We start from the raw sequence: 23,470 nt of genomic DNA on the forward strand, positions 1-23,470 counted from the left end.
CGGCTTTCTCGCCCGGCCGCAAGACCGGGCGGGGCAGGGGTCAGGGGCGGCTCGGATCGTAGCGCAGCATCCGAAGCGCGTTCAGCGTCACCAGCACCGTCGCCCCGGTGTCGGCCATGATCGCCGGCCACAGCCCGGTGATCCCGGCGACCGAGGTCACCAGAAACACCGCCTTCAGCCCCAGAGCCAGCCCGACGTTCTGGCGCACATTGGCCATCGCGGCGCGCGCGAGGCGAATCTGCGCGGCGACATCGCACACCCGGTCGCGCAGGATCGCGGCATCCGCCGTCTCCAGCGCCACATCGGTGCCCGAGCCCATCGCCACGCCCACCGTCGCCTGTTTCAGCGCCGGCGCATCGTTGATCCCGTCGCCGATCATCATCACCCCGCCCGAGGCCGACATGTCGCGGATCGCGGCGAGCTTGTCTTCGGGCAGCATCCGGGCGCGGTATTCGATCCCGAGGCCGCCCGCGATGGCGGCCGCGGTGCGCGGGTTGTCGCCCGTCAGCACCACCGGCACGATGCCGAGCGCGCGCAGCTGGCGCATCGCCTCGGCGGCGTCGGGGCGGGGCTCGTCGCGCAGCGCGATCAGCGCGATGGCGCGGCCTGCACGGAACAGGGCGACGGTGGTCTTGCCCTCGGCTTCGAGCGCCTCGGCGCCCGCCAGCCCGGTCGTGTCGAGCGCGCCCGCTTCGAGCGCATGGAGCGGCGAGGTCAGCCACAGCGTTTCTCCCGCCACCTCGGCGCGCACCCCCCGGCCGGGCAGAACGGTCGCCGCGCTCGCCGAGGGAACGCTCAGCGATGCGGCTTTCGCGGCCTCGTTCACCGCGCGGGCGAGGGGGTGGGTGGATCCCGCCTCCACCGCCGCGGCCAGGGCCAGCGCCTCGTCCTTCGGCGTGCCGTCGAGGCTGATGACATCCGTTACCTCCGGCCGGCCGAGGGTCAGCGTCCCGGTCTTGTCGAAAGCGACCGAGCGCACATGCGCCGTCGCCTCGACCACCGCGCCGCCCTTCATCAACAGCCCGCGCCGCGCCCCCGTCGACAGCGCCGAGGCGATGGAGGCCGGGACCGAGATCACCAGCGCGCAGGGGCAGCCGATCAGCAGGATCGACAGCCCGCGATAGATCCAGCGCATCCAGTCCTCGCCGAAGGCAAGCGGCGGCACCACGATGACCAGCGCGGCGATGGCGATCACCGCGGGCATGTACCAGCGGCTGAACCGGTCGATGAAACGCTCGGTCGGGGCGCGGGCGGCCTCGGCCTCCTCGACCATGCGCACGATGCGGGCGATGGTGTTGTCCGCGGCGGCGCGGCTGACGCGCAGGCGCAGCGCGGCCTCGGTGTTGATCGCGCCGGCCGGCACCGCATCGCCCGGGCCGCGGCCCTGCGGGATACTCTCGCCGGTCACCGGGCTTTCGTCGAGGCTCGACACCCCTTCGACGATCTCGCCATCGGCGGGCACGCGTTCGCCCGGACGGACCAGAACGATCTGACCGGGCGTCAGGCTGTCGGCCGGCACCTCGCGCAGCGTGCCGCCCTCTTCCAGCATGGCGCTGCGCGGGATCAGGGCGGAGAGCGCGCGGATCCCGTCGCGGGCGCGGTCGGCGGCGACGCCTTCGAGCACCTCGCCCACCGCGAAGAGGAAGACGACGAGCGCCGCCTCCTGCGTCGCGCCGATCAGCAGCGCGCCGATGGCGGCGATGGTCATCAGCCCCTCGATGGTGAAGGGCTGGCCCATGCGCAGCGCGCGTCCGGCGGCCCGCGCGACCGGCACCAGCCCGATCAGGCAGGCGAGCCCGAAAGCCCAGGTGCCGAGGCCCGCCGGCCCGAACAGCTCGACGCCCCAGGCGAGCGCCAGCACCGCCCCGCTGAGCAGCACGAGCCGCCCCTTCGCCGTCCGATACCACGCCCGGCCCTCGTCCTCGGGGCCCGAACCGTGGGAATGGCCGTGCGAATGCGAATGCCCGGCGGCGTGATCGTGGTCATGCCCGTCATCGTCATCGTCATCGTCATCGTCGCAATGGCAGTGGCACGCCCCGCCCGGGCAGCATCCGCCGCCCGAAGCCTGCATCTTGCCCGTGGCTCCGATACCGTAACCAAGCGCGCGCACCGTCTTCTCGACCGTCTCGCGCGAGGTGGCGGTTTCGTCGAGGTTCAGCTTCAGCTTCTCGCTCATCACCGCCAGCTCGACATCGGCGACACCCGGCAGGCGTTCGACCGCGCCGCGGATCCGGTTGGCGCAGGCGGCGCAGTCCATTCCGCTCACCCGCCATTCGCAGGCGGTCTTCTCGGTTTCGGTCTCGGTCTCAGGGGCGGAGGTGGGCATCGGACTCTCTGGTCTTGTTTTCAGCGAATCGGACCCTAATCTCTCTAGCAACTATAGCTTCAAGAGGTTTTTCGATGCTGACCATCGGCAAGCTGGCGCATGAGACCGGGGTGAAGGTTCCGACGATCCGCTATTATGAGCAGATCGGCCTGTTGCCGGAGCCGGATCGCAGTGCCGGCAATCAGCGGCTGTACGACGGGGCGCACCGTGACCGGCTGCGCTTCGTGCGCCATGCGCGCGAGCTGGGCTTTCCGCTCGACGCGATCCGCGATCTGCTGTCGCTGTCGGACCGGCCGGAGGCGTCTTGCGCCGCGGCGGACGGCATCGTGCGCGAGCAGCTTCACGCGGTGCGCGAGCGCATCGCCCGGTTGCAGGCGCTGGAGGAAGAGCTTGCCCGGATGATCGCGCAGGGCTGCCACGGCACCATCGCCGATTGCCGGGTGATCGAGGTGCTGGGCGATCATGCGCTGTGCGCTCACGATCATGCGGGTGGTGACTGATCGCCCCCGGTTTCGCTTCCGGGCTCGCTTCCGGGCGCGGCGATCAGCCCGTCGGCGACATCGCGTGTCAGCGCGGCCCGGCCGAGGATCATCGTCGCCACCGGCGTCGTCACCATGACGAAGACGCCGATGATGATCTCATGGAGCTGCAGCGTTCCGCCCTGCAGGCTGAACAGCGCCATCGAGGCGAGGATCACCGCCCCCGTGCCCCAGCTGGCCCCGAGCGCCGGCGCATGAAGCCGGTCATAGAAGCTGCGCAGGCTGAGCAGACCGAGCGCACCGATCAGCGTCAGCGTGCTGCCGATCACCACCAGCGCCGCGATGAGCACCGCCGCCCAGAGAGGAAGATCCGCACCGCTCATTCGATCACCTCGCCGCGCAGCAGGAATTTCGCCAGAGCCAGCGAGGAGACGAAGCCGATCCCCGCCATGATCATCGCCGCCTCGAAGAACAGCCCCGATCCCATCCGCATCGCGGTGACCAGCAACAGAAGCATCGTCGCGACATAGGCCGCATCGAGGGCGAGCACCCGGTCCTGTGCGCGCTTTCCGCGCAACAGCCGCGCCGTGGCCAGGCACACCGCCAGTGCCAGCGCGATCTGCGCATAAGACAGGGCTGCGGTCAGGATCAGGGCGCTCATGCGAAGATCTCCAGCAAGGGGGCCTCGTAGCGGTCGCGGATCAGCGCCGGCCAGTCGGTGCCATCGAGTTCGAGGACATGGACCAGCAATTCGCCCTTCTCCTCGTCCCATGACATCCAGGCGCTGCCGGGGGTCGCGGTCAGGATCAGCGCCAGCACCGCAAGAGGCATCGGCCCACGCAGCCGCAGCGGCACCCGCACGAAGCCCGACGGCGCGCGCGCACCGCGCAGGATCCGCCGCGCCACCAGCAGGTTGGATTTCAGGATATCGGCGAACACCACGGCGGTGAGCGGCACCACCCGCCACAGCGCGCCGAGGCGGATCCGCGGCCCCTCGGGTTCGATCGTCGCGAGCGCGCGCCCCGCGACCAGCGCCACCGCCCCCCCGAGCAGCAGTTGCCCGAGCGAGAACCGCGTCAGCAGCAGCCACATCAGCACGAGGGCGAGCGAAAGGACCGGATGCGGAAGAAACCGTTTCATTCCTTCGGGGTCTCCTGTTCGACGCTCGGCGCGCTCAGCACGCCATCGGCGTAGATCGAGGGGGTGAGCAGCGATTGCGCGGTGTCCTCCATGAAGCGCAGCGTGTCCTGCCCCTTCACCGTCATCACCCCGAGGCCGAGGACCAGCGCGATCACCGGCGCGATCTCGAGCGCGAGAACCTTGGGCACGGCGCCTTCGCTCGCCCAGAAGGTCTGGATGCCGATGCGCGCAAGCCCGATCAGCGTGGCGAAACCGGCGAGCAGCAGCAGCGCCACCACCCCCCAGCCAAGCGCCGCCGGCACCGCGCCCGAGCCGATCAGCGCACGCAGCATCGCCACCTTGCCGATGAAACCGGGAAGCGGCGGCAGTCCGGCGAGCACCATCACGCAGGCCCCGAAGACGAGGCCCAGAACGGTCAGCGTGCCGGGAATGGCGAGGCCCATCTCGGGGGTGGCGTCATCCTCGGGCTGCTCGATCCCGTAGGCATCGGCGGTCAGCGCCAGCAGCGCAGCGATGCTGCCTTCCTCGCGGCTCATCGGTTCGATCAGCAGAAACAGCGCGGCGATGGCGATGGTCGAGGCGACGAGGTAATAAAGCGCCCCGCCGAGCATCGCCGCCCCGCCGCCCAGAAGCGCGAGGCCGGTCATCGTCACCAGCGTGCCCGAGGAGACCAGCACCAGATGCGCCGTCATCCGCCCGAGGCCCTGCGAGGCCAGAACCCCCAGCACCCCGAACACCACCGTCGCCATCCCCGCCGCGACGAGGATCTGCGCCGTGGTGCCGGCCGGGGCGATGCCGCCCGTCGCGATGCCCGTGGCCATTTCTCCCGCCGTGCCCTGCGCGAGGGTCAGCATCGACAGCCGCAAGATCACGTAGACGCCGACCTTGGTCAGCATGGCGAAGACCGCGGCCACCGGCGCCGCCGCCGCCATATAGGCCGAGGGCAGCCAGAACCCGAGCGGCCAGACCCCGGCCTTGACCAGAAACGCCAGCCCCAGCAGCCCGGCGCCAAGGCGGAACAGCGGCCGGTCGACCTCGGGCAGCACCGGGACGAGCTTCGCCAGATGCGCCATGTTCAGCGTCCCCGTCACGCCGTAGATCAGACTGACGCCGAGCAGGAACAGCAGCGAGGCCGCCAGATTGACCGCGATGTAGTGAAGCCCGCCGCGCACCCTGGCCGGGCCGGAGCCATGCAGCACCAGCCCGTAAGAGGCCGCGAGAAGCACCTCGAAGAACACGAACAGGTTGAACAGATCGCCGGTCAGGAAGGCGCCGTTCAGCCCCATCAGCAGGAACTGGAACAGTGCGTGGAAATGCTGGCCCTGCTTGTGCCAGCCGGCGGCGGCATAGATCAGCGCGGGCAGGGCGACCAGCGCCGCGAGCAGCAGCATCGTCGCCGCCAGCCGGTCGAGCGTCAGCACGATGCCGAAGGGCGCCGTCCAGTCGCCGAGCAGGTAGAACGAGATTTCTCCGCCTCCCGCACCGTTCCCCTTGGTGCGGTTCAGCAGCTCCACCCCGACGATCAGCAGCGCGACGCAGGAGGCGAGCCCGATCCCGAGCTTGGCGCGGCGCTGACGCTCGTCATAGAGCAGCGTCAGCGCCCCGGCGAAGAACGGGATCACGATGGGGGCGATCATCAGGTGGTCGGAAGCGATCATTGGTCGGCCTCGCGCCCGTCGACATGGTCGGTTCCGGTCATGCCGCGCGAGGCCATCATCACCACCAGAAACAGCGCCGTGGTGGCGAAGCTGATGACGATGGCGGTCAGTACCAGCGCCTGCGGCAGCGGGTCGGCATAGGTGGTCGGATCGACCCAGCCGCCCTTGGGCATGATCGGCGGCGCACCCACGGTCAGCCGCCCCATCGAGAAGATGAACAGATTGACCGCATAGGACAGCAGGCACAGCCCGGTGATGACCTGAAAGGTGCGCGGGCGCAGCAGCAGCCAGATCCCCGAGGCGGAGAGCACGCCGATGGCCAGAGACAGGACGATTTCCATCAGAGGGCCTCCGGTGCAGGAGAAGAAGGTCTGGCGGCCTTCGCGGCCGCTTCGGCCTCGCGCAGACGGGCGGCGCGCAGCGTCTGGTGCGCGATGGCGATCAGCATCAGCACCACCGCCCCCATCACCAGCGCGAAGACCCCGGCATCGAACAGAAGCGCGGTCGCCGCCGGCGTCTTGCCGATGGCGGGCAGATCGACGTAGCGGGCATAGGCGGTCAGGAACGGATAGCCGAACAGCGCCGCCCCCATCCCGGTCGCGCCCGCGATCAGCAGCCCGAAGCCCATCCAGCGGATCGGCAGCACGGTCAGCCGCGCCTCGACCCATTTCACGTTCGAGCCGAGGTATTGCAGCAGGAAGGCCACCGCCATCGTCACCCCGGCCGAGAACCCGCCGCCCGGCAGGTCGTGGCCGCGGAAGAACAGATCGGCCGCGATCACGATCAGCACCGGGAACATCCAGCGCAGGATCGTCGCGGGGACCAGCATGACCTCGGCCAGAGGCACGCCGTCGCCATGCGACTGGGCGTTCGGCGCGGCGACGCTTTCGGGCGTCGGGCGGAAGCGGCGCAGCAGCGCGTAGACCGTCAGCCCGACGATGGCGAGGACGGTGATCTCGCCGAAGGTGTCGAAGGCGCGGAAATCGACGAGGATCACGTTCACCGCATTGGTGCCGCCCGCGCCGTAATAGGCGTTGCGCAGGAACCAGTCGCCGATGTTGGGCACCAGCGGCCGGGTCATCACCGCATAGGCCACCGCCGCGATCCCCGCGCCCGACAGCCCCGCGATCACCAGATCGCGCGCGCGCCGCAGCCGTGCCGGCATCAGCCGGTCGCCGACGATCTCGGACCGGCGCTGCGGCAGCCAGCGCAGCCCGAGGAGGAGAAGCACCGTGGTGACGATCTCGACCAGCAACTGCGTCACCGCGAGATCGGGGGCGGAGAACCAGGCGAAGGTCACGCAGGTCACCGTGCCCGCCGCCCCGAGCAGGATCAGCGCGGCGAAGCGGTGATATTTCGCCTGCCAGGCCGCCGCGACCGCCGCCGCCCCGCCTGCGAGCCACATCAGCGCGAAGGCCGGATCGACCGGATTGGTCACCGCGGGCGGCAGGCTCCAGCCGGTGCCCCACAGCGTCGCGATGCCGACGGCCAGCGCCAGCAGCACCAGAATGAGCAGCTGGGGTTGCAGTTTCTCGGTTCCGACGAGTGCCAGCAGGCGGCGCGGCCATTTCCAGCTCAGCCGCAGCATCAGCCATTCGTAGATCCGTTGCGCCCGGATGCGGTGGATCAGCGGCGGCCCCTCGGGGCCCATGGCGATGCGCCGCCCGCTCAGCGCGAACAGCGCCGCGCCGCAGCCGAGCGCCACCAGGCTCATCTTCAGCGGCAGGTTGAAGCCGTGCCAGACCGCGATGTCGAAATGCGGCGTCTGCGGCCCGGTGACCGCCTGCAGCGCCAGGTTCAGCACCGGCCCGAGGGTCTGATCGGGCACCACGCCGACCACCAGACAGATCAGCACCAGAACCTCGACCGGGCGGCGCATCCAGGGCGTCGGCTCATGTGCCGGGCGGGGAAGATCGCGGGCGAGCGGGCCGAAGAACACCGACACCACGAAGCGCGCCGAATAGGCCACCGCCAGCGCGCCGGCGAGCGTTGCGATCCACGGCATCGAATCGTCGAGCCAGGTGCCGTTGTGCCACTCGGTCGCCTCGGCGAAGAACATTTCCTTCGAGATGAAGCCGTTCAGCAGCGGCACCCCGGCCATCGCCGAGGCCGCGACGATGGCGAGCGTGCCGGTGATCGGCATCGCGTGGATCAGCCCCGACAACCGGCGCATGTCGCGCGTGCCGGTCTCGTGGTCGATGATGCCCGCCGCCATGAACAGCGAGCCCTTGAACACCGCGTGGTTCACGATGTGAAAGATCGCCGCCAGAATCGCGGCGGGCGAGCCGAGCCCGGCGAGCGCCGTTATCAGCCCCAGATGCGAGATCGTCGAATAGGCCAGCAATCCTTTGAGATCGTGGCGGAACAGCGCGATGGCCGCGCCGATCACCATCGTCGCGAGGCCGGTTCCGGTGACGGCATAGAACCAGATCTGCGTGCCGCCGAGCGCGGGCGAGAACCGGATCAGCAGGAACACCCCCGCCTTCACCATCGTCGCCGAATGCAGGAAGGCGGAAACCGGCGTCGGCGCCGCCATCGCGCCGGGCAGCCAGAAGTGAAACGGGAACTGCGCCGATTTGGTGAAGGCGCCGAGCAGGAACAGCGCCATCGCCGGCAGATACAGCGCGCTGTGACGGATGATCTCGCCCGAGGACAGCACCTCGTCGAGGTCATAGCTGCCGACGATCTGGCCGATCATCAGCACCGAGGCGAGCAGGCACACGCCGCCCCCGGCGGTCAGGATCAGCGAAGTCCGCGCCCCGTCGCGCGCGTTCGGATTGCCGTGCCAATAGCCGATCAGCAGGAAGGAAAAGACCGAGGTCATCTCCCAGAACACCACCAGAATCAGCATGTTGCCAGAGGTCAGCAGGCCCAGCATGGCACCTGTGAAGGCCATGAGGAAGGAATAGAACCGCGGCACCGGATCGGTCTTCGACAGGTAGTAGCGCGCGTAGATCACCACCAGAACGCCCATCGTCAGCACCAGCGTGACGAACAGCCAGGCCAGCCCGTCGATGCGGAAATCGAGGTCGAGCCCCGCCGCCGGCACCCAGCGGACGCCGGCGCGCAGCACCTCGCCTTCCGAGACCATGGGCCACAGCCCCGCCATGATCGCCAGCCCCGCACAGAGCGTCAGTCCCGACAGCCAGGCCGCCGCGTTATGGGCGTTCACCGGAAGCGTCGCGGCTGCGATCGCACCGAGGAACGGCAGGGCGACGAGGATCAGGAGCAGGTTCTGTTCGATCATGCGGCGGGGAGGTCCTCGGGAGTTGCGGCGGCGGCACCCGGCGCGCGCAACCCTATCCCCCCGGCGCCGCGGGAGCGGCAGCGCGGAAGAGGGCAATCGCGGACGGGAGACCTTGTTCCGAGGATGCCATCCCTGGACGGGGAAGATCAACCGCCTGCGCCGCATTAAGTGCGGATTGTCCTGATATTCCCGTGACTTTGCCCGCCGGTGCCATTGCGGGGCGCCCGGCGGGGGCGGCACGGCGGGCTCAGGCGGTGATGAACTCGCGCACGAAGGGGGTGGCGGGGCGCTCGCGGATGTCCTGCGGCCGGCCGACCTGCTCGATCCGGCCCATCGACATCACCACCACCAGATCGGCGAGTTCCATCGCCTCGTCCTGATCGTGGGTGACGAAGATCGTGGTCAGGCCGGTGGCGTCGTGGATCTCGCGCAGGCCGTGGCGCAGCTCCTTGCGGACCTTGGCGTCGAGCGCGCCGAACGGCTCGTCGAGGAGCAGCATCCGCGGCTCGATGGCGAGCGCGCGGGCCAGTGCGACGCGCTGGCGCTGACCGCCCGAAAGCTGCGTCGGATAGCGGTCGGTGATGCCCGGAAGCTGGATCAGGTCCAGAAGCTTCGCCACGCGGCGCGCGATCTCGGCCCGCGGCGGGCGCAGCTTGCGCGGCCGCGCCTTCAGCCCGTAGGCGATGTTCTCGAACACCGTCATGTGGCGAAACAGCGCGTAGCTCTGGAACACGAAGCCGGCGCGGCGTTGCTGCACGCTCAGCCCGGTGGAGTCCGCCCCGTCGAACAGCACCCGGCCCGAAGTCGGATATTCCAGCCCGCCAAGGATGCGCAGAAGCGTCGTCTTGCCCGACCCCGAGGGGCCGAGCAGCGCCACCAGCGCCCCCGAGGGAATGGCGAGCGACACCGGCTGCAACGCGGTCGTGTCCCCGAAGGACTTGGCGATTTCGTCGATCTCGATATGCATGGGTGGCCTCAGTGACGGCGGGTGGCGGCAAGCTGATCGGCGTAGCGTATTTCCAGCACCGATTTGAGCAGCAGCGTGACAAGGGCGAGCAGCGTCAGCAGCCCGGCAAGCGAAAACGCCGCGACGGAAAGATATTCGTTGTAGAGCATCTCGATCGCAAGTGGCATGGTCGCGGTCTTGCCGCGGATCTTGCCCGAGACCACGGCGACGGCGCCGAATTCGCCCATCGCGCGGGCGTTGCACAGCAGCACGCCATAGAGAAGCGCCCAACGGATGTTCGGCAAGGTGACGGTCAGGAACGTCCGCCACCCCGAGGCGCCGAGGGTCAGCGCCGCCTCTTCCTCGGTGCGGCCCTGCTCGATCATCACCGGGATCAGCTCGCGCGCGACGAAGGGGAAGGTGACGAACATCGTCGCCATGACGATGCCGGGAATGGCGAAGACGATGGGCATCCCCTGCGCGACCAGCCAGCCGCCGACCATCGTGTTCGCGCCGAACATCAGCACGAGGCACAGCCCCGCCACCACCGGCGAGACCGAGAACGGCAGGTCGATCAGCGTGATCAGCACCGCCTTGCCGCGGAAGTCGAACTTGGTGATCAGCCAGGCGGCGGCCACGCCGAACACCGCGTTCAGTGGCACGGCAATCGCTGCGACCACCAGCGTCAGCCAGATCGCCGATTGCAGATCCTTGCTTTGCAGCGCCTTCCACGCGGCGGCCCAGCCCTTGGCGAAGGCCTCGCTGAAGATCACGCCGAGCGGTGCGAGCACCAGCACCGCCAGAACCAGCACCACGAACGCGATCAGCCCGATGCGGACAGGCGCAGGTTCCTCGGTCGCGGAGCGGAAGCGCGGGCGGTGGGACGAGGGGGTCTCAGACATGGCCGATTCTCCTCCGGCTCCAGATCTGCAACAGGTTGATCGCCAGAAGCAGCACGAAGGAGATCGCCAGCATCGCGATGCCGATCGCCGCCGCGCCGTTGTAGTTGAATTCCTCGAGCTGCATGACGATCAGCAGGGGCGCGATCTCGGTCTTCATCGGGATGTTGCCGGCGATGAAGATGACCGAGCCGTATTCGCCCACCGCCCGCGCCAGCGCCAGCGCGAAGCCGGTCAGCGCGGCCGGTGCCAGCATCGGCGCGATCACCCGGCACAGCGTGTAGAAGCGCGACGCGCCGAGCGTGGCCGAGGCTTCCTCGACCTCGCGGTCGATCTCCTCGGCGACGGGCTGGACGGTGCGGGTGACGAAGGGCAGGCCGACGAAGATCAGCGCGATCAGGATGCCCCATTCGGTATAGGCGATCTTGATCCCGTAGGGTTTGAGCCAGCTGCCGAACAGCCCGTTCGGGGCGTAAAGCGCGGTCAGCGCGATGCCGGCGACGGCGGTCGGCAGCGCGAAGGGCAGATCGACCGCCGCATCGACGAGCCGCCGGCCGGGGAAATCGTAGCGCACCAGCACCCAGGCCAGCAGCACCCCGAACACCAGATTGAACAGCGCCGCGAAGAAGGCCACGCGGAACGACAGCAGCAGCGCCTTCCATACCCGGTCGCGGTCGATCACATCCCACATCGGGCCGATGCCGAAGCTTGCGCCCTGCCACAGCAGCGCCGCCATCGGCAGCAGCACCACCAGCGACAGCATGGTCAGCGTGATGCCGAGGCTGAGACTCAGCCCCGGCATCGGCGACGGTCGGACGAAAGGACGCATCGCCGCCCTCACTTGCCGTAGATCTGATCGAAGGTGCCGCCGTCACCGAAATGCTGGGGCTGCGCCTTCTGCCAGCCGCCGAAATCGGCGATGGTCACCATGTCGATCTTGGCGAAACGGGCGACCTCGGCCGGATCGGCCTTCGAGGTATCCCAGGCGCGGTAATGGTTGTGGATCGCCAGCGCCTGCGCCTCGGGCGAATAGAGGTAATTGACGTATTCCTTCGCCATCGCGGTCTGCTCGTCGCCCTTCAGATTGGCGTCGACCACGGCGACCGGCGGTTCGGCCAGGATCGAGACCGAGGGGCTGACGATCTCGAACGCGTCGGGGCCGAGTTCGTCGAGCGCCAGATAGGCCTCGTTCTCCCAGGCGAGCAGCACGTCGCCGATCTCGCGCTGCACGAAGGTCGTGGTCGCGCCGCGCGCCCCGGAATCGAGCACCGGCACATGCGAGAACAACTCTTTCTCGAAGGCGAGGGGATCCTTGCCGTTCTTCTCGGCCCAGGCCCAGGCGGCGAGGTAGTTCCACCGCGCCCCGCCCGAGGTCTTCGGGTTCGGCGTGATGACCTCGATCCCGGGCTTCACCAGATCGCCCCAGTCGTGGATGCCCTTCGGATTGCCCTTGCGCACCAGGAACACGATGGTCGAGGTATAGGGCGAAGAGTTGTGCGGCAGGCTCGCCTGCCAGTCCTTCGGCAGCTTGCCGGCGGCGGCCACGCGGTCGATGTCGGCCGAGAGCGCCAGCGTCACCACCTGGGCGTTCAGCCCCTCGACCACCGCGCGCGCCTGTGCGCCCGACCCGCCATGCGAGGTTTCGAGGTCCGGCGCCTTGTGGCCGAGCGCCTTCCAGTGGTCTGAGAACAGATCGTTGTAAGCGCGGTAGAATTCGCGCGTCGGATCGTAGCTGACATTCAGCAGCCCCTCGGCCTGCGCGGCGGGGGCGGTCGACAGGCTCAGCGCAGCCAGCGCGAGAGCCGGGAACAGGCCTTTGGTCAGGGCATTGATGCGTTTACCGATAGTCTTGGTCGTCATTTTGGGAAATCTCCGGTCTGGTCGGTCCGGCAGGGGCGGACCTCAGGGAATGCGGAAGGGGGCTCAGTGCGCCCGACAGCGGGGTGCGGCCGGAAGAACGGGGACGACATATGCGGGTCGAGTCATGGCGGGCTCCTCGTCGGATGATCCGTTGAACTTCGGATTTAATATCGAGTAGTCCGGTAGAGTTTTGCAACGAAAAAATGAAACCCCTGTTCGCAAGCCTTGTCCGGGGCTGCGGCACAGCAGGTCAGGCGGCCTCACGGCCTTGCAAGACAGGGGGGCGGATCGGATGCGGAATCAGGCGCCGATGACCTGTTCGCTCACATCGGAGGAGCGCATCATGTCCTCGAGTGTCAGCGAATCGATGAGCACGAGATAGGACCAGAACACCTCGGCAAAGACCTTGCGGATGCGGCAGGTCGCCTCGTCGGTGCAGTCCTCGCAGCGCTGATAGGCCGAGCGCGACAGGCACGGCAGCGGTGCGATCGGGCCGTCGATGCGGCGCAGCAGCTCCGAGATAGAGACTTCGGCCGGCTTCTTGATCAGCGTGTAGCCGCCCGCACGCCCCCGGCTGGAGGCGATCACGCCGGTCTTGCGGATTTCCAGCAGGATATGTTCGAGGAATCGCTTCGGCGCACCGGACCGGCGGGCGATCTCCTCGATCGTCAGCGCTTCGGGCGTTTCCCTTGCGGCCTCGTCGCCCAGAACCAGCAAGGCCTTGAGCGCATATTTCATCTTCTGCGTGATCATGGACCAGATGTATTGGCGCAACGAGACGGAATCAATCGGGAAACGGGCGGAGGACGGACAGGCGGTCTTTTCTCGACAATAACGACAAAGAAGGTAGACAAATGGGGCCGGTCTGGCGTCTACTGTGCCAGACGCGGGCTCGGGCCAATGGGCACCGGCTTTGCAGCTTTCCCCGCCGGCAACGGCACCCCATTCGGAGGTCAGGCGATGAAGCGCCTGTTTCGCAATCATCAGCCCTCGACGAGGGACTATCTGACGCTCGGCGTCTTCGTGGCGATCTATCTTGCAGTCGCCGGTTTCGTCATGATGCCGCACGCCTCTGGCGGCGCGGTTTCGGCCCCGGTTTCGGCCGAGTAGACCGCGAAGCGGTCTGACGTCTCTTTCCGCCCTCGCGAGGTCGCAAACGGTCCACCGCTTGCGGCGGAAAACTGGCTAGATCGGCTCAGGTGCCCGGCTTTTCCGGGGACCGATCCGATCCAGGTTGCGGCAACCGATGGCCGCGCCCCCGTTTTCACAGCCGCCGCCGGCCCGGGCACCGCCCCCACCCGCGACGCGACGGAAAGAGGTGCCAGATGCTGAACTCTAGCGAAATCCTTGCGCGTCTCGCCGCGCGCCGCCCGAACTTCTCGCTCGAACGCGACTTGTATTGCGACGAGGGGGTCTATCAGGCCGATATCGACAACATCTTCTACAAGGAATGGCTGTTCGCCGTGCCAACGGCCGAGCTGGTCAAGACCGGCTCCTATGCCACGATGCAGGTCGGCGCCTATCCGGTGCTGATCGTCAAGGGCGCCGACGGTGCGATCCGCGCCTTCCACAACGTCTGCCGTCACCGCGGCCAGAAGCTGTGCCAGAAGGACGCCGGCTCGGCGCCGAAGATCGTGTGCCCCTACCACCAGTGGACCTACGAACTCGACGGCCGGCTGATCTACGCGAAGGACATGCACGAGGGTTTCGAGCCGGCGAAGTTCGGCCTGAAGCCGGTCGCCTGCCGCGAGGTCGGCGGGCTGGTCTTCGTGTGCCTGTCCGACACGCCGCCCGATTTCGCCCCGATGGAGGCGAAGCTGTCGCAATACCTCGCCCCGGCGGGGCTGATGGATGCCAAGGTCGCCTATTCCTCGACCATCGTCGAGAACGGCAACTGGAAGCTGGTGATGGAGAACAACCGCGAGTGCTATCACTGCGGCGGTTCGCACCCTTCGCTGTGCCGCACCTATTCGGACAGCCCGACGATGACCGCGATGGACGGCCCCGATTCGGCCGCGCCCGAGATCCTCGATCACTGGAAGCGCTGCGAGGCCGCGGGCCTGCCGTCGCGTTTCACCAACGATCCGAAGATGCAGTGGCGTCTGGCGCGCATCCCGCTGCTGAACAACGCCGAAAGCTACACGATGTCGACCAAGCGCGCCGTCAGCAAGCTGATGGGGCAGATGCCGTTCTTCGACGCGGGGTCGCTGCTGTTCTACCATTACCCGAACACCTGGAACCATTTCCTCGCCGACCATGCCATCGTGTTCCGCGTGCTGCCGCTGACGCCCACCACCACCCAGGTCACCACCAAGTGGCTGGTGCCCAGGGATGCGGTCGAGGGCGTCGATTACGACGTCGAGAAGCTGACCGAGGTCTGGCTCGCCACCAATGACGAGGACCGCCGCGTCGTCGAGGAGAACCAGAAGGGCATCCTGTCGCCCGCCTACGAGCCCGGTCCCTATTCGACCGTGGTCGAGGAAGGCGTGATCCAGTTCGTCGACTGGTATTGCGATCTGATGAGCGACCGTCTCGCCCCGCGTCCGGCGATGGCGGCCGAATGATGGCAAAGGCGAAGAACTGGACCTCGGCGCCCTGGCACGAGAGCGAAGACCTCGAATGCGTCATGGTCGTGCCCGAGACAGCCGACTCCGCCACCTTCACGTTCCGCGCGCCCTCGGGCGCGTGGTTCGACTATGAGCCGGGGCAGTTCGTCACCCTCGATCTGCCGGTGCCGGGCGGGAACGTGCAGCGCAGCTACACGATCTCGTCCTCGCCGTCGCGGCCGCTGTCGATCTCGATCACCGTCAAGGCGCAGGCCGAATCCATCGGCACGCGCTGGATGCTCGACCGGCTGAAGCCCGGAATGCGCATCAAGGCCTGGGGGCCGACGGGGGCGTTCACCTCGCATCGCCATCCGGCATCGAAATATCTGTTCATCTCGGCCGGTTCCGGCATCACGCCGATGATGTCGATGACCACCTGGGCGTGGGATTCGGGTGTGCCGCCGGACATCGTCTTCGTCCATGCCGCGCGCACGCCTGCCGACATCATCTTCCGCGAGCGGCTGGAGCTGATGGCGGCCCGCGTGCCGGGGGTGCAGCTGCGCTTCACCGTCTCGCGCCCGGATGCCTTCTCGGCATGGCCGGGCTACATGGGGCGGCTCAACCAGATCATGCTCGGCCTGATGGCGCCCGATTACCTCGACCGCGAGGTGTTCTGCTGCGGCCCCGACGCGTTCATGACCTCGGTGCGCGAGATGCTCGCGGCGCTCGGCTATGACATGAGCCGCTATCATCAGGAGAGCTTCGGCGCCCCGGTGGGCGAGGAAAGCGACGTCCCCGCCGACATCGCCCCCGAGGAAGGCGCCTCGGCCGAGGTGGTGTTCGCCGACAGCGGTATCAGCACGCCCTGCGCCGAGACCGATACCATCCTCGCCGTGGCCAAGCGTTCGGGGCTGAACATTCCGTCGGGCTGCACCTTCGGGCTGTGCGGCACCTGCAAGATCAAGAAGGTCTCGGGCGAGGTGCACATGGTCCACAACGGCGGCATCTCGGACGAGGACATCGAGGAAGGCTATATCCTCGCCTGCTGCTCGAACCCGCTCGGGCGGGTCGAGGTCGAGGTCTGAATTTTCGATTCAAAAACTCAACTATTTGAGACGAAAGGCTTTTTCGCGCCCGCCCCTTGACCGGGGCGGGCGCTGGTCTTAGCTGTGGGGCAAGACAGCCAGCCAGCACACCGCAAGCAAGCTCTCCGCTCCCCCAAGAGACAGCGCCAGCAACCGACCTTTCGGCAGGTCGCAAGCAGGTCTCTTCCGCGCGCATCGGATGTGCGTTCCCCCGCCCGTTCAGGACTTCAGACCCCTCCGGTTTCGGCGCGTTGAGATGACCCGTTCTGACCGGCCTTGCCTGCGCCGGACATGGAAACGCCCCGGAAAAACCGGGGCGCCTGGTGTCGTCGGTCGTGGCGGGATCAGAAATTCCAGTCCTCATCCTCGGTCGCGACGGCCTTGCCGATCACGTAGCTCGACCCCGAACCCGAGAAGAAGTCGTGGTTCTCGCTGTCGGGCGACAGCGCGGCGAGGATCGCGGGGTTGACCTCGCAGGCCTGCGCCGGGAACAGCGCTTCGTAACCGAGGTTCTGCAACGCCTTGTTGGCGTTGTAATGCAGGAAGGCCTTCACGTCCTCGGTCAGGCCGATGCCGTCATACAGCTCTTCGGTGTAGCGGGTCTCGATCTCGTAGAGGTCGAACATCAGCGCGAAGGCGAAATCCTTCAGCTCCTGACGCTTTTCCTCGCTCAGCAGTTCCAGACCGCGCTGGAACTTGTAGCCGATGTAATAGCCATGCACCGCCTCGTCGCGGATGATCAGGCGGATCAGGTCGGCGGTGTTGGTCAGCTTGGCGCGGCTCGACCAATACATCGGCAGGTAGAAGCCCGAGTAGAACAGGAACGACTCGAGGAACACCGAGGCGATCTTCTTCTTCAGCGGCTCGTCCTGCGCGCGGTATTTCTCGAGGATGATCTGCGCCTTCTGCTGCAGATGCGGATTGTCCTCGGACCAGCGGAAGGCCTCGTCGACCTCCTTCATGCCGCACAGCGTCGAGAAGATCGACGAATAGCTGCGCGCGTGGACCGCTTCCATGAAGCAGATGTTGGACAGCACCGCCTCTTCATGCGGGGTGATCGCATCGGGCATCAGGGTCGGCGCGCCCACGGTGTTCTGGATGGTGTCGAGCAGCGTCAGCCCGGTGAACACCCGGATCGTCAGGGTCTGTTCCTCGGGGCGCAGCGTCGCCCAGGACGGCACGTCGTTCGACAGCGGAACCTTCTCCGGCAGCCAGAAATTGGCCGTCAGGCGGTTCCAGACCTCAAGATCCTTGTCATCCTGGATCCGGTTCCAGTTGATCGCCTTGAGCGTGCTGCGGGTCATGGAGTGATCTTTCATCCGAAGAACCTTTCTCTCGGTCTTCCTCAAATATCCTCGGGTGGGCGGGGGGCGGTCAGCCCCCCGGCGCCGGGCCCGTTACAACGGTCGCCTTACAGCGTGCAGGACACGCAGCCCTGAACCTCGGTGCCTTCCAGCGCGGCCTGACGCAGGCGGATGTAGTAGATCGTCTTGATCCCCTTCTTCCACGCGTAGATCTGCGCCTTGTTGATGTCGCGCGTCGTCGCGTCGGCGGGGAAGAACAGCGTCAGCGACAGGCCCTGATCGACGTGATCGGTCGCCGCGGCATAGGTGTCGATGATCTTCTCCGGCCCGATTTCGTAGGCGTCGCGATAGTAATCGAGGTTGTCGTTGTTCATGAAGGCGGCCGGGTAATAGACGCGGCCGATCTTGCCTTCCTTGCGGATCTCGATCTTCGCCACGATCGGATGGATCGAGGAGGTCGAGTTGTTGATGTAGCTGATCGAGCCGGTCGGCGGCACCGCCTGCAGGTTGCGGTTGTAAAGCCCGTGCTTCATCACGTCGGCCTTCAGCGCGGCCCAGTCCTCGCGGCTCGGCAGCACCTTGCCCTCGAACACGCGGGTGACGTCGGGCAGCGTGGGCAGCCAGTCCTTCTCGACATATTTGTCGAAGAACGACCCGTCGGCGTATTTCGAGGTCTCGAAACCGACGAAGGTGCGGCCGTGCTCCTGCGCCAGAAGGCACGAGGTGCGGATCGCGTGATAGGCGACGGCGGCGAAATAGACGGAGGTGAACTCCACCCCTTCGGCCGAGCCGTAATGGATGCGCTCGCGCGCCAGGAACCCGTGCAGGTTCATCTGGCCGAGGCCGACGGCATGGGCCTCGTCATTGCCGCGCCGGATCGAGGGCACCGAGTCGATATGGCTCATCTCGGAGACCGCGGTCAGCGCGCGGATCGCCGCCTCGATGGTGGCGCCGAAATCCGGCCCGTCCATCGTCGCCGCGATGTTCAGCGAGCCGAGGTTGCACGAGATGTCCGTGCCCATGTGGCTGTAGCTGAGGTCTTCGTTGTATTCCGAGGCCTCGTTGACCTGCAGGATTTCCGAGCACAGGTTCGACATGGTGATGCGCCCAGAAATCGGGTTCGCCTTGTTCACCGTGTCCTCGAACATGATGTAGGGATAGCCCGATTCGAACTGGATCTCGGCCAGCGTCTGGAAGAAGGCGCGGGCGTTGATCTTCTTCTTCTTGATGCGCTTGTCGCCGACCATCTCCTCGTATTTCTCGGTGACCGAGATTTCCGAGAACGGCACGCCATAGACCTTCTGGATGTCATGGGGCGAGAACAGGTACATGTCCTCGTTGCGCTTGGCGAGTTCGAAGGTGATGTCGGGGATCACCACGCCGAGGCTCAGCGTCTTGATGCGGATCTTCTCGTCGGCGTTCTCGCGCTTGGTGTCGAGGAAGCGCAGGATGTCGGGGTGATGCGCGTTCAGATAGACCGCGCCGGCGCCCTGACGCGCGCCGAGCTGGTTGGCATAGCTGAAGCTGTCTTCAAGCAGCTTCATCACCGGGATGACGCCCGAGGACTGGTTCTCGATGCCCTTGATGGGGGCGCCCATCTCGCGCAGGTTGGTCAGCATCAGGGCGACGCCGCCGCCGCGCTTCGACAGCTGCAGCGCCGAGTTGATCGAGCGCCCGATCGATTCCATGTTGTCTTCGATGCGCAGCAGGAAGCACGAGATCAGCTCGCCGCGGGATTTCTTGCCGGCGTTCAGGAAGGTCGGCGTGGCGGGCTGGAACCGGCCCGAGAGAATCTCTTCCATGAAGCGCATCGCGAGCGCCTCGTCACCACGCGCCAGCGCGAGCGACACCATCACCACACGGTCCTCGTAACGTTCGAGGTAGCGCTGACCGTCGCGGGTCTTCAGCGTGTAGGAGGTGTAATACTTGAACGCGCCGAGGAAGGTCGGGAAGCGGAACTTGCGCTTGTAGGCGGCATCCCAGATCGCGCGCTGGAAGTTCTTCGAATACTGGTCGAGAACGTCGGCCTCGTAATAGCCTTCATCGACCAGGTAATCGAGCTTTTCGTCCAGCGAGTGAAAGAACACCGTGTTCTGGTTCACGTGCTGCAGGAAATACTGCCGCGCCGCCATGCGGTCCGCGTCGAACCGGATGTGACCATCCGAATCGTACAGATTCAGCATCGCGTTCAGCGCGTGGTAATCCAGCGTGCTGTCCTTCACGCCATTGTCGAGCATGTCATCCCCCAGAATTGCGCAAGACCCGCGCGCACGCGGGCGATATCGGTTTCGGTGCCGGCCAGTTCGAACCGGTAGAGAACGGGCACCCCGCATTTCTCCGAGATCACCTTGCCTGCGAAGGCGTAGAGTGTGCCGAAGTTGCGGTTGCCGCTGGCTATGACGCCGCGCAGCAGCGCGCGGCGGTCGGGATCGTTCAGGAAGTGGATGACCTGTTTCGCCACCGCTCCGCGCCCCTCACCGTCCGCGTAGCACGGCGTGACGAGCACATAGGGTTCGCTCGGCTCGGGCATCGGGTTCTTCGGCGAGATCGGGATGCGCAGGGCTGGCAGGCCGAGCGCCGAGATGAATCGCGCGGTGTTTCCCGAGGTCGAGGAGTAGTAGACCAGCCCCCCCATCGGGCGGCTCAGGAAAGGCGGCCGATCATGTCCGGACGGAAGCCCGCCCAGTGCTCTTCCCCGGCGACGACGACCGGCGCCTGCCGGTAACCGAGCGACATCACCATCTCCATCGCATCGGCATCCTGGGTCAGGTCGATCAGCTGGTAATCGAGGCCGCGCGCGTCAAGCGCACGGGTGGTGGCAGTGCACTGCACGCAGGCGGGCTTGGAATAGACGGTGATGGTCATTGTCATGTCCCTCGGTCTTTGTCCTGAATGCGACGAAGACGAGAACCCCTTCCGCTCAGACGTGATGCCTGTCGGTCCTGCGTTCCCGCGCCCGCCGCACGGTTGAAACTGTCGCTGCGGTGCGGACATGACAAAGCCATCAGCCAATGGCGATATTCCGCGCCACAGGGCCTTGCCTTCGTCTTATCGCTGTGGGTATTGCCTACAGCCCGCCGTCCCGCGCCGGGGTTCGCTCCCCGGTTTGCTTGTCTCTAAATAAGCCATCAAGCCGGCGCGGCGTCAATACGATTATCCCTGCCAATGGTGTCATTATGCGCTTGACGGGCTATATGTTGCGTGGCGGGCGCATGTTCGGTGGGGCGGCGCAGACCGCCCCGGCCTTCTCCGACGGCGACGTTCAGGCCGCGTCCGGCGCGGTGTTTTCCTTTCGCGGGGCATAGTTGAGGATCGGCGCCAGCCAGCGTTCGACCTCGGCCACGGGCATGTTCTTGCGCGTGGCGTAGTCGATCACCTGATCGCGCTCGACCTTGGCGACGCCGAAATAGTAGGCGTCGGGGTGGCCGATGTAGATCCCCGAAACCGAGGAGCCGGGCCACATCGCCATGCTTTCAGTCAGGGTGACGCCGGTCGTCGCCTCGGCATCGAGCAGCCGGAACAGCGTCAGCTTCTCAGTGTGGTCGGGCTGGGCGGGATAGCCCGGCGCCGGGCGGATGCCGCGATAGGGCTCGCCCACCAGCTGATCGGGGGAGAAGGTCTCGTCCGAGGCATAGCCCCAGTAGTCCTTGCGCACCCGCTCGTGCAGCAGCTCGGCCAGCGCCTCGGCGAAGCGGTCGGCCAGCGCCTTGACCATGATCGAGGCGTAATCGTCATTCGCGCGCTCGAATCGCGCGGCGATCTCGTTCTCCTCGGGGCCGGTGGTGACGACGAAACCGCCGACCCAGTCGGGCACCGTGCCCTCGGGCGCGACGAAATCCGCCAGTGCGACGTTCGGCCGGCCCTCGCGCTTGGCGGTCTGCTGGCGCAGCGTGTGCAGCGTGGCCATCGGATGGGCGCGACCCTCGTCGGTATACAGAACGATGTCGTCGCCCACCGTGTTCGCCGGCCAGAAGCCGACGACGGCGCGCGGGTGGAACCAGTGCTCGGCGACGATCTTCGCCAGCATCTCCTGCGCGTCGGCGAACAGGGCGCGGGCGGCCTCGCCCTGCGCTTCGTCGTCCAGAATGCGCGGATAGACGCCCTTCAGCTCCCAGGTCTGGAAGAACGGCGTCCAGTCGATGTAACGCGCGATCTCGGCCAGATCCCAGTCATCGAGCACCTTGATCCCGGTGAACTCGGGCGCCTTCACGCCGTAATCCGACCAGTCGGCGCGGAACGCGTTGGCGCGCGCATCGGCGAGCGGCACACGCTTCTTCGCCAGCTCGGCGCGCTCGTGGCGTTCGGTCACGTCGCGGTATTCGGCACGGATCTGGTCGATATAGGCGACCTTGTGCTCGGGGTTCAGCAGGTTGCTGACCACGCCAACCGCGCGGCTGGCATCGGTGACATAGACCGCCTGATTGCGCTGGTATCCGGGCGAGATCTTCACCGCCGTATGCACCTTCGAGGTCGTCGCCCCGCCGATCAGCAGCGGAATGTCGAAGCCCTCGCGCTCCATCTCGGCGGCGACATGCACCATCTCGTCGAGCGAGGGGGTGATCAGCCCCGACAGCCCGATGATATCGACCTTCTCGGCCCGCGCGGTATCCAAGATCTTCTGCGCCGGCACCATCACGCCCAGGTCGATGATTTCATAGTTGTTGCACGCCAGAACCACGCCGACGATGTTCTTGCCGATGTCGTGGACATCGCCCTTCACCGTGGCCATCAGGATCTTGCCGGCGCTTTCATGGGCGCCGTCCTTCTCGGCCTCCATGTAGGGCAGCAGAACCGCCACCGCCTGTTTCATCACGCGCGCCGATTTCACCACCTGCGGCAGGAACATCTTGCCCGCGCCGAACAGATCGCCCACGACGTTCATCCCGGCCATCAGCGGGCCTTCGATGACGTGCAGCGGACGCTCGGCGGCCAGACGCGCCTCCTCGGTGTCGGCCTCGATGAATTCGGTGATGCCGTTGACGAGGGCGTGCTCCAGCCGTTTCTCGACCGGCCACTCGCGCCAGGCGAGGTCGCGCGCCTTCTCTTCCTTGCCGGCGGCACCGCGGAAGCGCTCGGCGATCTCCAGCATCCGTTCGGTCGCGTCGGGGCGGCGGTTCAGCACCACGTCCTCGCAGGCCTCGCGCAGGTCGGGCTCGATCTGGTCATAGACGGCAAGCTGGCCGGCGTTGACGATGCCCATGTCCATCCCCGCCTGAATGGCGTGGTAAAGGAACACCGCGTGCATCGCCTCGCGAACCGGCTCGTTGCCGCGGAAGCTGAACGACAGGTTCGACACCCCGCCCGAGACATGGGCATGGGGCAGGTTGTGCCGGATCCAGCGCGTCGCCTCGATGAAATCGACGCCGTAATTGTTGTGCTCCTCGATCCCGGTGGCGACGGCGAAGACGTTCGGGTCGAAGATGATGTCCTCGGGCGGGAAGCCGACCTGTTCGGTCAACACCTTGTAGGCGCGTTCGCAGATACGGATCTTGCGTTCGTAGGTGTCGGCCTGTCCGGTCTCGTCGAAGGCCATGACGACCACCGCCGCGCCATAGGCGAGGCACAGGCTCGCGCGTTCGATGAAGGCGGCCTCGCCCTCCTTCAGGCTGATCGAGTTGACGATCGGCTTGCCCTGCACGCATTTCAGCCCGGCCTCGATCACCTCCCATTTGGAGCTGTCGATCATCACCGGCACGCGCGCGATATCGGGTTCGGCGGCGACGAGGTTGAGGAACTCGACCATCGCGGCCTGCGAATCGATCAGCCCCTCGTCCATGTTGATGTCGATCACCTGCGCGCCGTTCTCGACCTGGCTGCGCGCGACTTCCAGCGCGGCGGGGTAATCGTGGTTGGTGATCAGCTTGCGAAACCGGGCCGAGCCGGTGACGTTGGTCCGTTCGCCCACGTTCACGAAGGGAATGTCGGCGGTCAGGGTGAAGGGTTCCAGCCCGGACAGGCGCAGCAGGTGGTTGGTCATATC

At 66.7% G+C, this 23,470-nt stretch carries 21 protein-coding genes; 4 read left to right on the forward strand and 17 right to left on the reverse strand.

Translation table 11 applies throughout. From position 1 onward, the window contains the following. Positions 1-40 precede the first annotated feature (40 nt). Positions 41-2,326, reverse strand: coding sequence for a heavy metal translocating P-type ATPase (locus tag CG50_RS04825; protein ID WP_051909502.1), 2,286 nt, complete (start codon positions 2,324-2,326; stop codon positions 41-43). 74 nt (positions 2,327-2,400) lie between these two features. Between CG50_RS04825 and CG50_RS04830 the strand changes: the two genes are divergently transcribed. Continuing rightward, entirely contained in the window at positions 2,401-2,826 is a 426-nt protein-coding gene (locus CG50_RS04830; RefSeq protein WP_036635701.1) for a MerR family transcriptional regulator, read from the forward strand. Here CG50_RS04830 and mnhG read toward each other — a convergent pair. The 11 genes from mnhG to CG50_RS04885 all read right to left on the reverse strand — a co-directional run bounded on the left by mnhG (position 2,808) and on the right by CG50_RS04885 (position 13,308). Beyond that, on the reverse strand, positions 2,808-3,188 hold the full coding sequence (gene mnhG, locus CG50_RS04835) for a monovalent cation/H(+) antiporter subunit G (protein ID WP_036635703.1): 381 nt from the start codon (positions 3,186-3,188) through the stop codon (positions 2,808-2,810). The two genes, CG50_RS04830 and mnhG, sit on opposite strands and share 19 nt — an antisense overlap. Further along, positions 3,185-3,466, reverse strand: coding sequence for a K+/H+ antiporter subunit F (locus CG50_RS04840; RefSeq protein ID WP_036635705.1), 282 nt, complete (start codon positions 3,464-3,466; stop codon positions 3,185-3,187). Before CG50_RS04840 ends, mnhG begins: the two co-directional genes overlap by 4 nt. Continuing rightward, a complete protein-coding gene (locus CG50_RS04845; RefSeq protein ID WP_036635709.1) occupies positions 3,463-3,945 on the reverse strand; it encodes a Na+/H+ antiporter subunit E in 483 nt (160 codons plus the stop codon). Before CG50_RS04845 ends, CG50_RS04840 begins: the two co-directional genes overlap by 4 nt. Continuing rightward, positions 3,942-5,603: a monovalent cation/H+ antiporter subunit D gene (locus CG50_RS04850; RefSeq protein ID WP_036635712.1), complete on the reverse strand. Its 1,662-nt coding sequence runs from the start codon at positions 5,601-5,603 to the stop codon at positions 3,942-3,944. Before CG50_RS04850 ends, CG50_RS04845 begins: the two co-directional genes overlap by 4 nt. After that, on the reverse strand, positions 5,600-5,944 hold the full coding sequence (locus CG50_RS04855) for a Na+/H+ antiporter subunit C (protein WP_036635715.1): 345 nt from the start codon (positions 5,942-5,944) through the stop codon (positions 5,600-5,602). Before CG50_RS04855 ends, CG50_RS04850 begins: the two co-directional genes overlap by 4 nt. After that, positions 5,944-8,850, reverse strand: a complete 2,907-nt coding sequence (locus tag CG50_RS04860; RefSeq protein ID WP_036635717.1) for a monovalent cation/H+ antiporter subunit A — start codon at positions 8,848-8,850, stop codon at positions 5,944-5,946. Before CG50_RS04860 ends, CG50_RS04855 begins: the two co-directional genes overlap by 1 nt. Positions 8,851-9,097: 247 nt before the next feature. Further along, on the reverse strand, positions 9,098-9,817 hold the full coding sequence (locus CG50_RS04865; protein ID WP_051909505.1) for a sulfate/molybdate ABC transporter ATP-binding protein: 720 nt from the start codon (positions 9,815-9,817) through the stop codon (positions 9,098-9,100). 8 nt (positions 9,818-9,825) lie between these two features. Beyond that, the gene (cysW, locus tag CG50_RS04870; protein WP_036635719.1) at positions 9,826-10,698 is read right to left on the reverse strand and encodes a sulfate ABC transporter permease subunit CysW; all 873 of its coding nucleotides are present in this window, start codon (positions 10,696-10,698) and stop codon (positions 9,826-9,828) included. Next, the gene (gene cysT / locus CG50_RS04875; protein ID WP_036635721.1) at positions 10,691-11,524 is read right to left on the reverse strand and encodes a sulfate ABC transporter permease subunit CysT; all 834 of its coding nucleotides are present in this window, start codon (positions 11,522-11,524) and stop codon (positions 10,691-10,693) included. Before cysT ends, cysW begins: the two co-directional genes overlap by 8 nt. A gap of 8 nt (positions 11,525-11,532) precedes the next feature. Continuing rightward, the gene (locus CG50_RS04880) at positions 11,533-12,555 is read right to left on the reverse strand and encodes a sulfate ABC transporter substrate-binding protein (protein ID WP_081880280.1); all 1,023 of its coding nucleotides are present in this window, start codon (positions 12,553-12,555) and stop codon (positions 11,533-11,535) included. Positions 12,556-12,855: 300 nt separating this feature from the next. Beyond that, a complete protein-coding gene (locus CG50_RS04885; protein WP_036635725.1) occupies positions 12,856-13,308 on the reverse strand; it encodes an Rrf2 family transcriptional regulator in 453 nt (150 codons plus the stop codon). Between the two features lie 207 nt (positions 13,309-13,515). Between CG50_RS04885 and CG50_RS17015 the strand changes: the two genes are divergently transcribed. The 3 genes from CG50_RS17015 (at position 13,516) to CG50_RS04900 (ending at position 16,186) form a co-directional block, all read left to right on the forward strand. After that, positions 13,516-13,665 (forward strand): hypothetical protein, encoded by a 150-nt coding sequence (locus CG50_RS17015; RefSeq protein WP_161785382.1) that lies wholly within the window; start codon positions 13,516-13,518, stop codon positions 13,663-13,665. A gap of 215 nt (positions 13,666-13,880) precedes the next feature. Next, positions 13,881-15,119: an aromatic ring-hydroxylating oxygenase subunit alpha gene (locus CG50_RS04895; RefSeq protein ID WP_036635735.1), complete on the forward strand. Its 1,239-nt coding sequence runs from the start codon at positions 13,881-13,883 to the stop codon at positions 15,117-15,119. Continuing rightward, a complete protein-coding gene (locus tag CG50_RS04900) occupies positions 15,116-16,186 on the forward strand; it encodes a hybrid-cluster NAD(P)-dependent oxidoreductase (RefSeq protein ID WP_051909506.1) in 1,071 nt (356 codons plus the stop codon). The genes CG50_RS04895 and CG50_RS04900 overlap by 4 nt, the downstream gene beginning before the upstream one ends. 344 nt (positions 16,187-16,530) lie before the next feature. Here the strand turns inward: CG50_RS04900 and nrdF are convergent, their stop codons facing one another. From nrdF to metH, 5 genes are all read right to left on the reverse strand, one after another. Beyond that, complete coding sequence (nrdF, locus tag CG50_RS04905; RefSeq protein WP_374271621.1) at positions 16,531-17,490, reverse strand: class 1b ribonucleoside-diphosphate reductase subunit beta; 960 nt, start codon at positions 17,488-17,490, stop codon at positions 16,531-16,533. A gap of 107 nt (positions 17,491-17,597) precedes the next feature. Further along, positions 17,598-19,727 (reverse strand): class 1b ribonucleoside-diphosphate reductase subunit alpha, encoded by a 2,130-nt coding sequence (gene nrdE, locus CG50_RS04910; RefSeq protein WP_036635741.1) that lies wholly within the window; start codon positions 19,725-19,727, stop codon positions 17,598-17,600. Then, a complete protein-coding gene (nrdI, locus tag CG50_RS04915) occupies positions 19,709-20,125 on the reverse strand; it encodes a class Ib ribonucleoside-diphosphate reductase assembly flavoprotein NrdI (protein WP_036635743.1) in 417 nt (138 codons plus the stop codon). Before nrdI ends, nrdE begins: the two co-directional genes overlap by 19 nt. Before the next feature lie 8 nt (positions 20,126-20,133). Further along, positions 20,134-20,355, reverse strand: a complete 222-nt coding sequence (gene nrdH / locus CG50_RS04920) for a glutaredoxin-like protein NrdH (RefSeq protein ID WP_036635746.1) — start codon at positions 20,353-20,355, stop codon at positions 20,134-20,136. 397 nt (positions 20,356-20,752) lie between these two features. Continuing rightward, the gene (gene metH, locus CG50_RS04925; protein WP_036635749.1) at positions 20,753-23,467 is read right to left on the reverse strand and encodes a methionine synthase; all 2,715 of its coding nucleotides are present in this window, start codon (positions 23,465-23,467) and stop codon (positions 20,753-20,755) included. Positions 23,468-23,470 lie beyond the last annotated feature (3 nt).

The sequence above is a fragment of the Paenirhodobacter enshiensis genome, assembly GCF_000740785.1.
GTDB lineage: Bacteria > Pseudomonadota > Alphaproteobacteria > Rhodobacterales > Rhodobacteraceae > Rhodobacter > Rhodobacter enshiensis.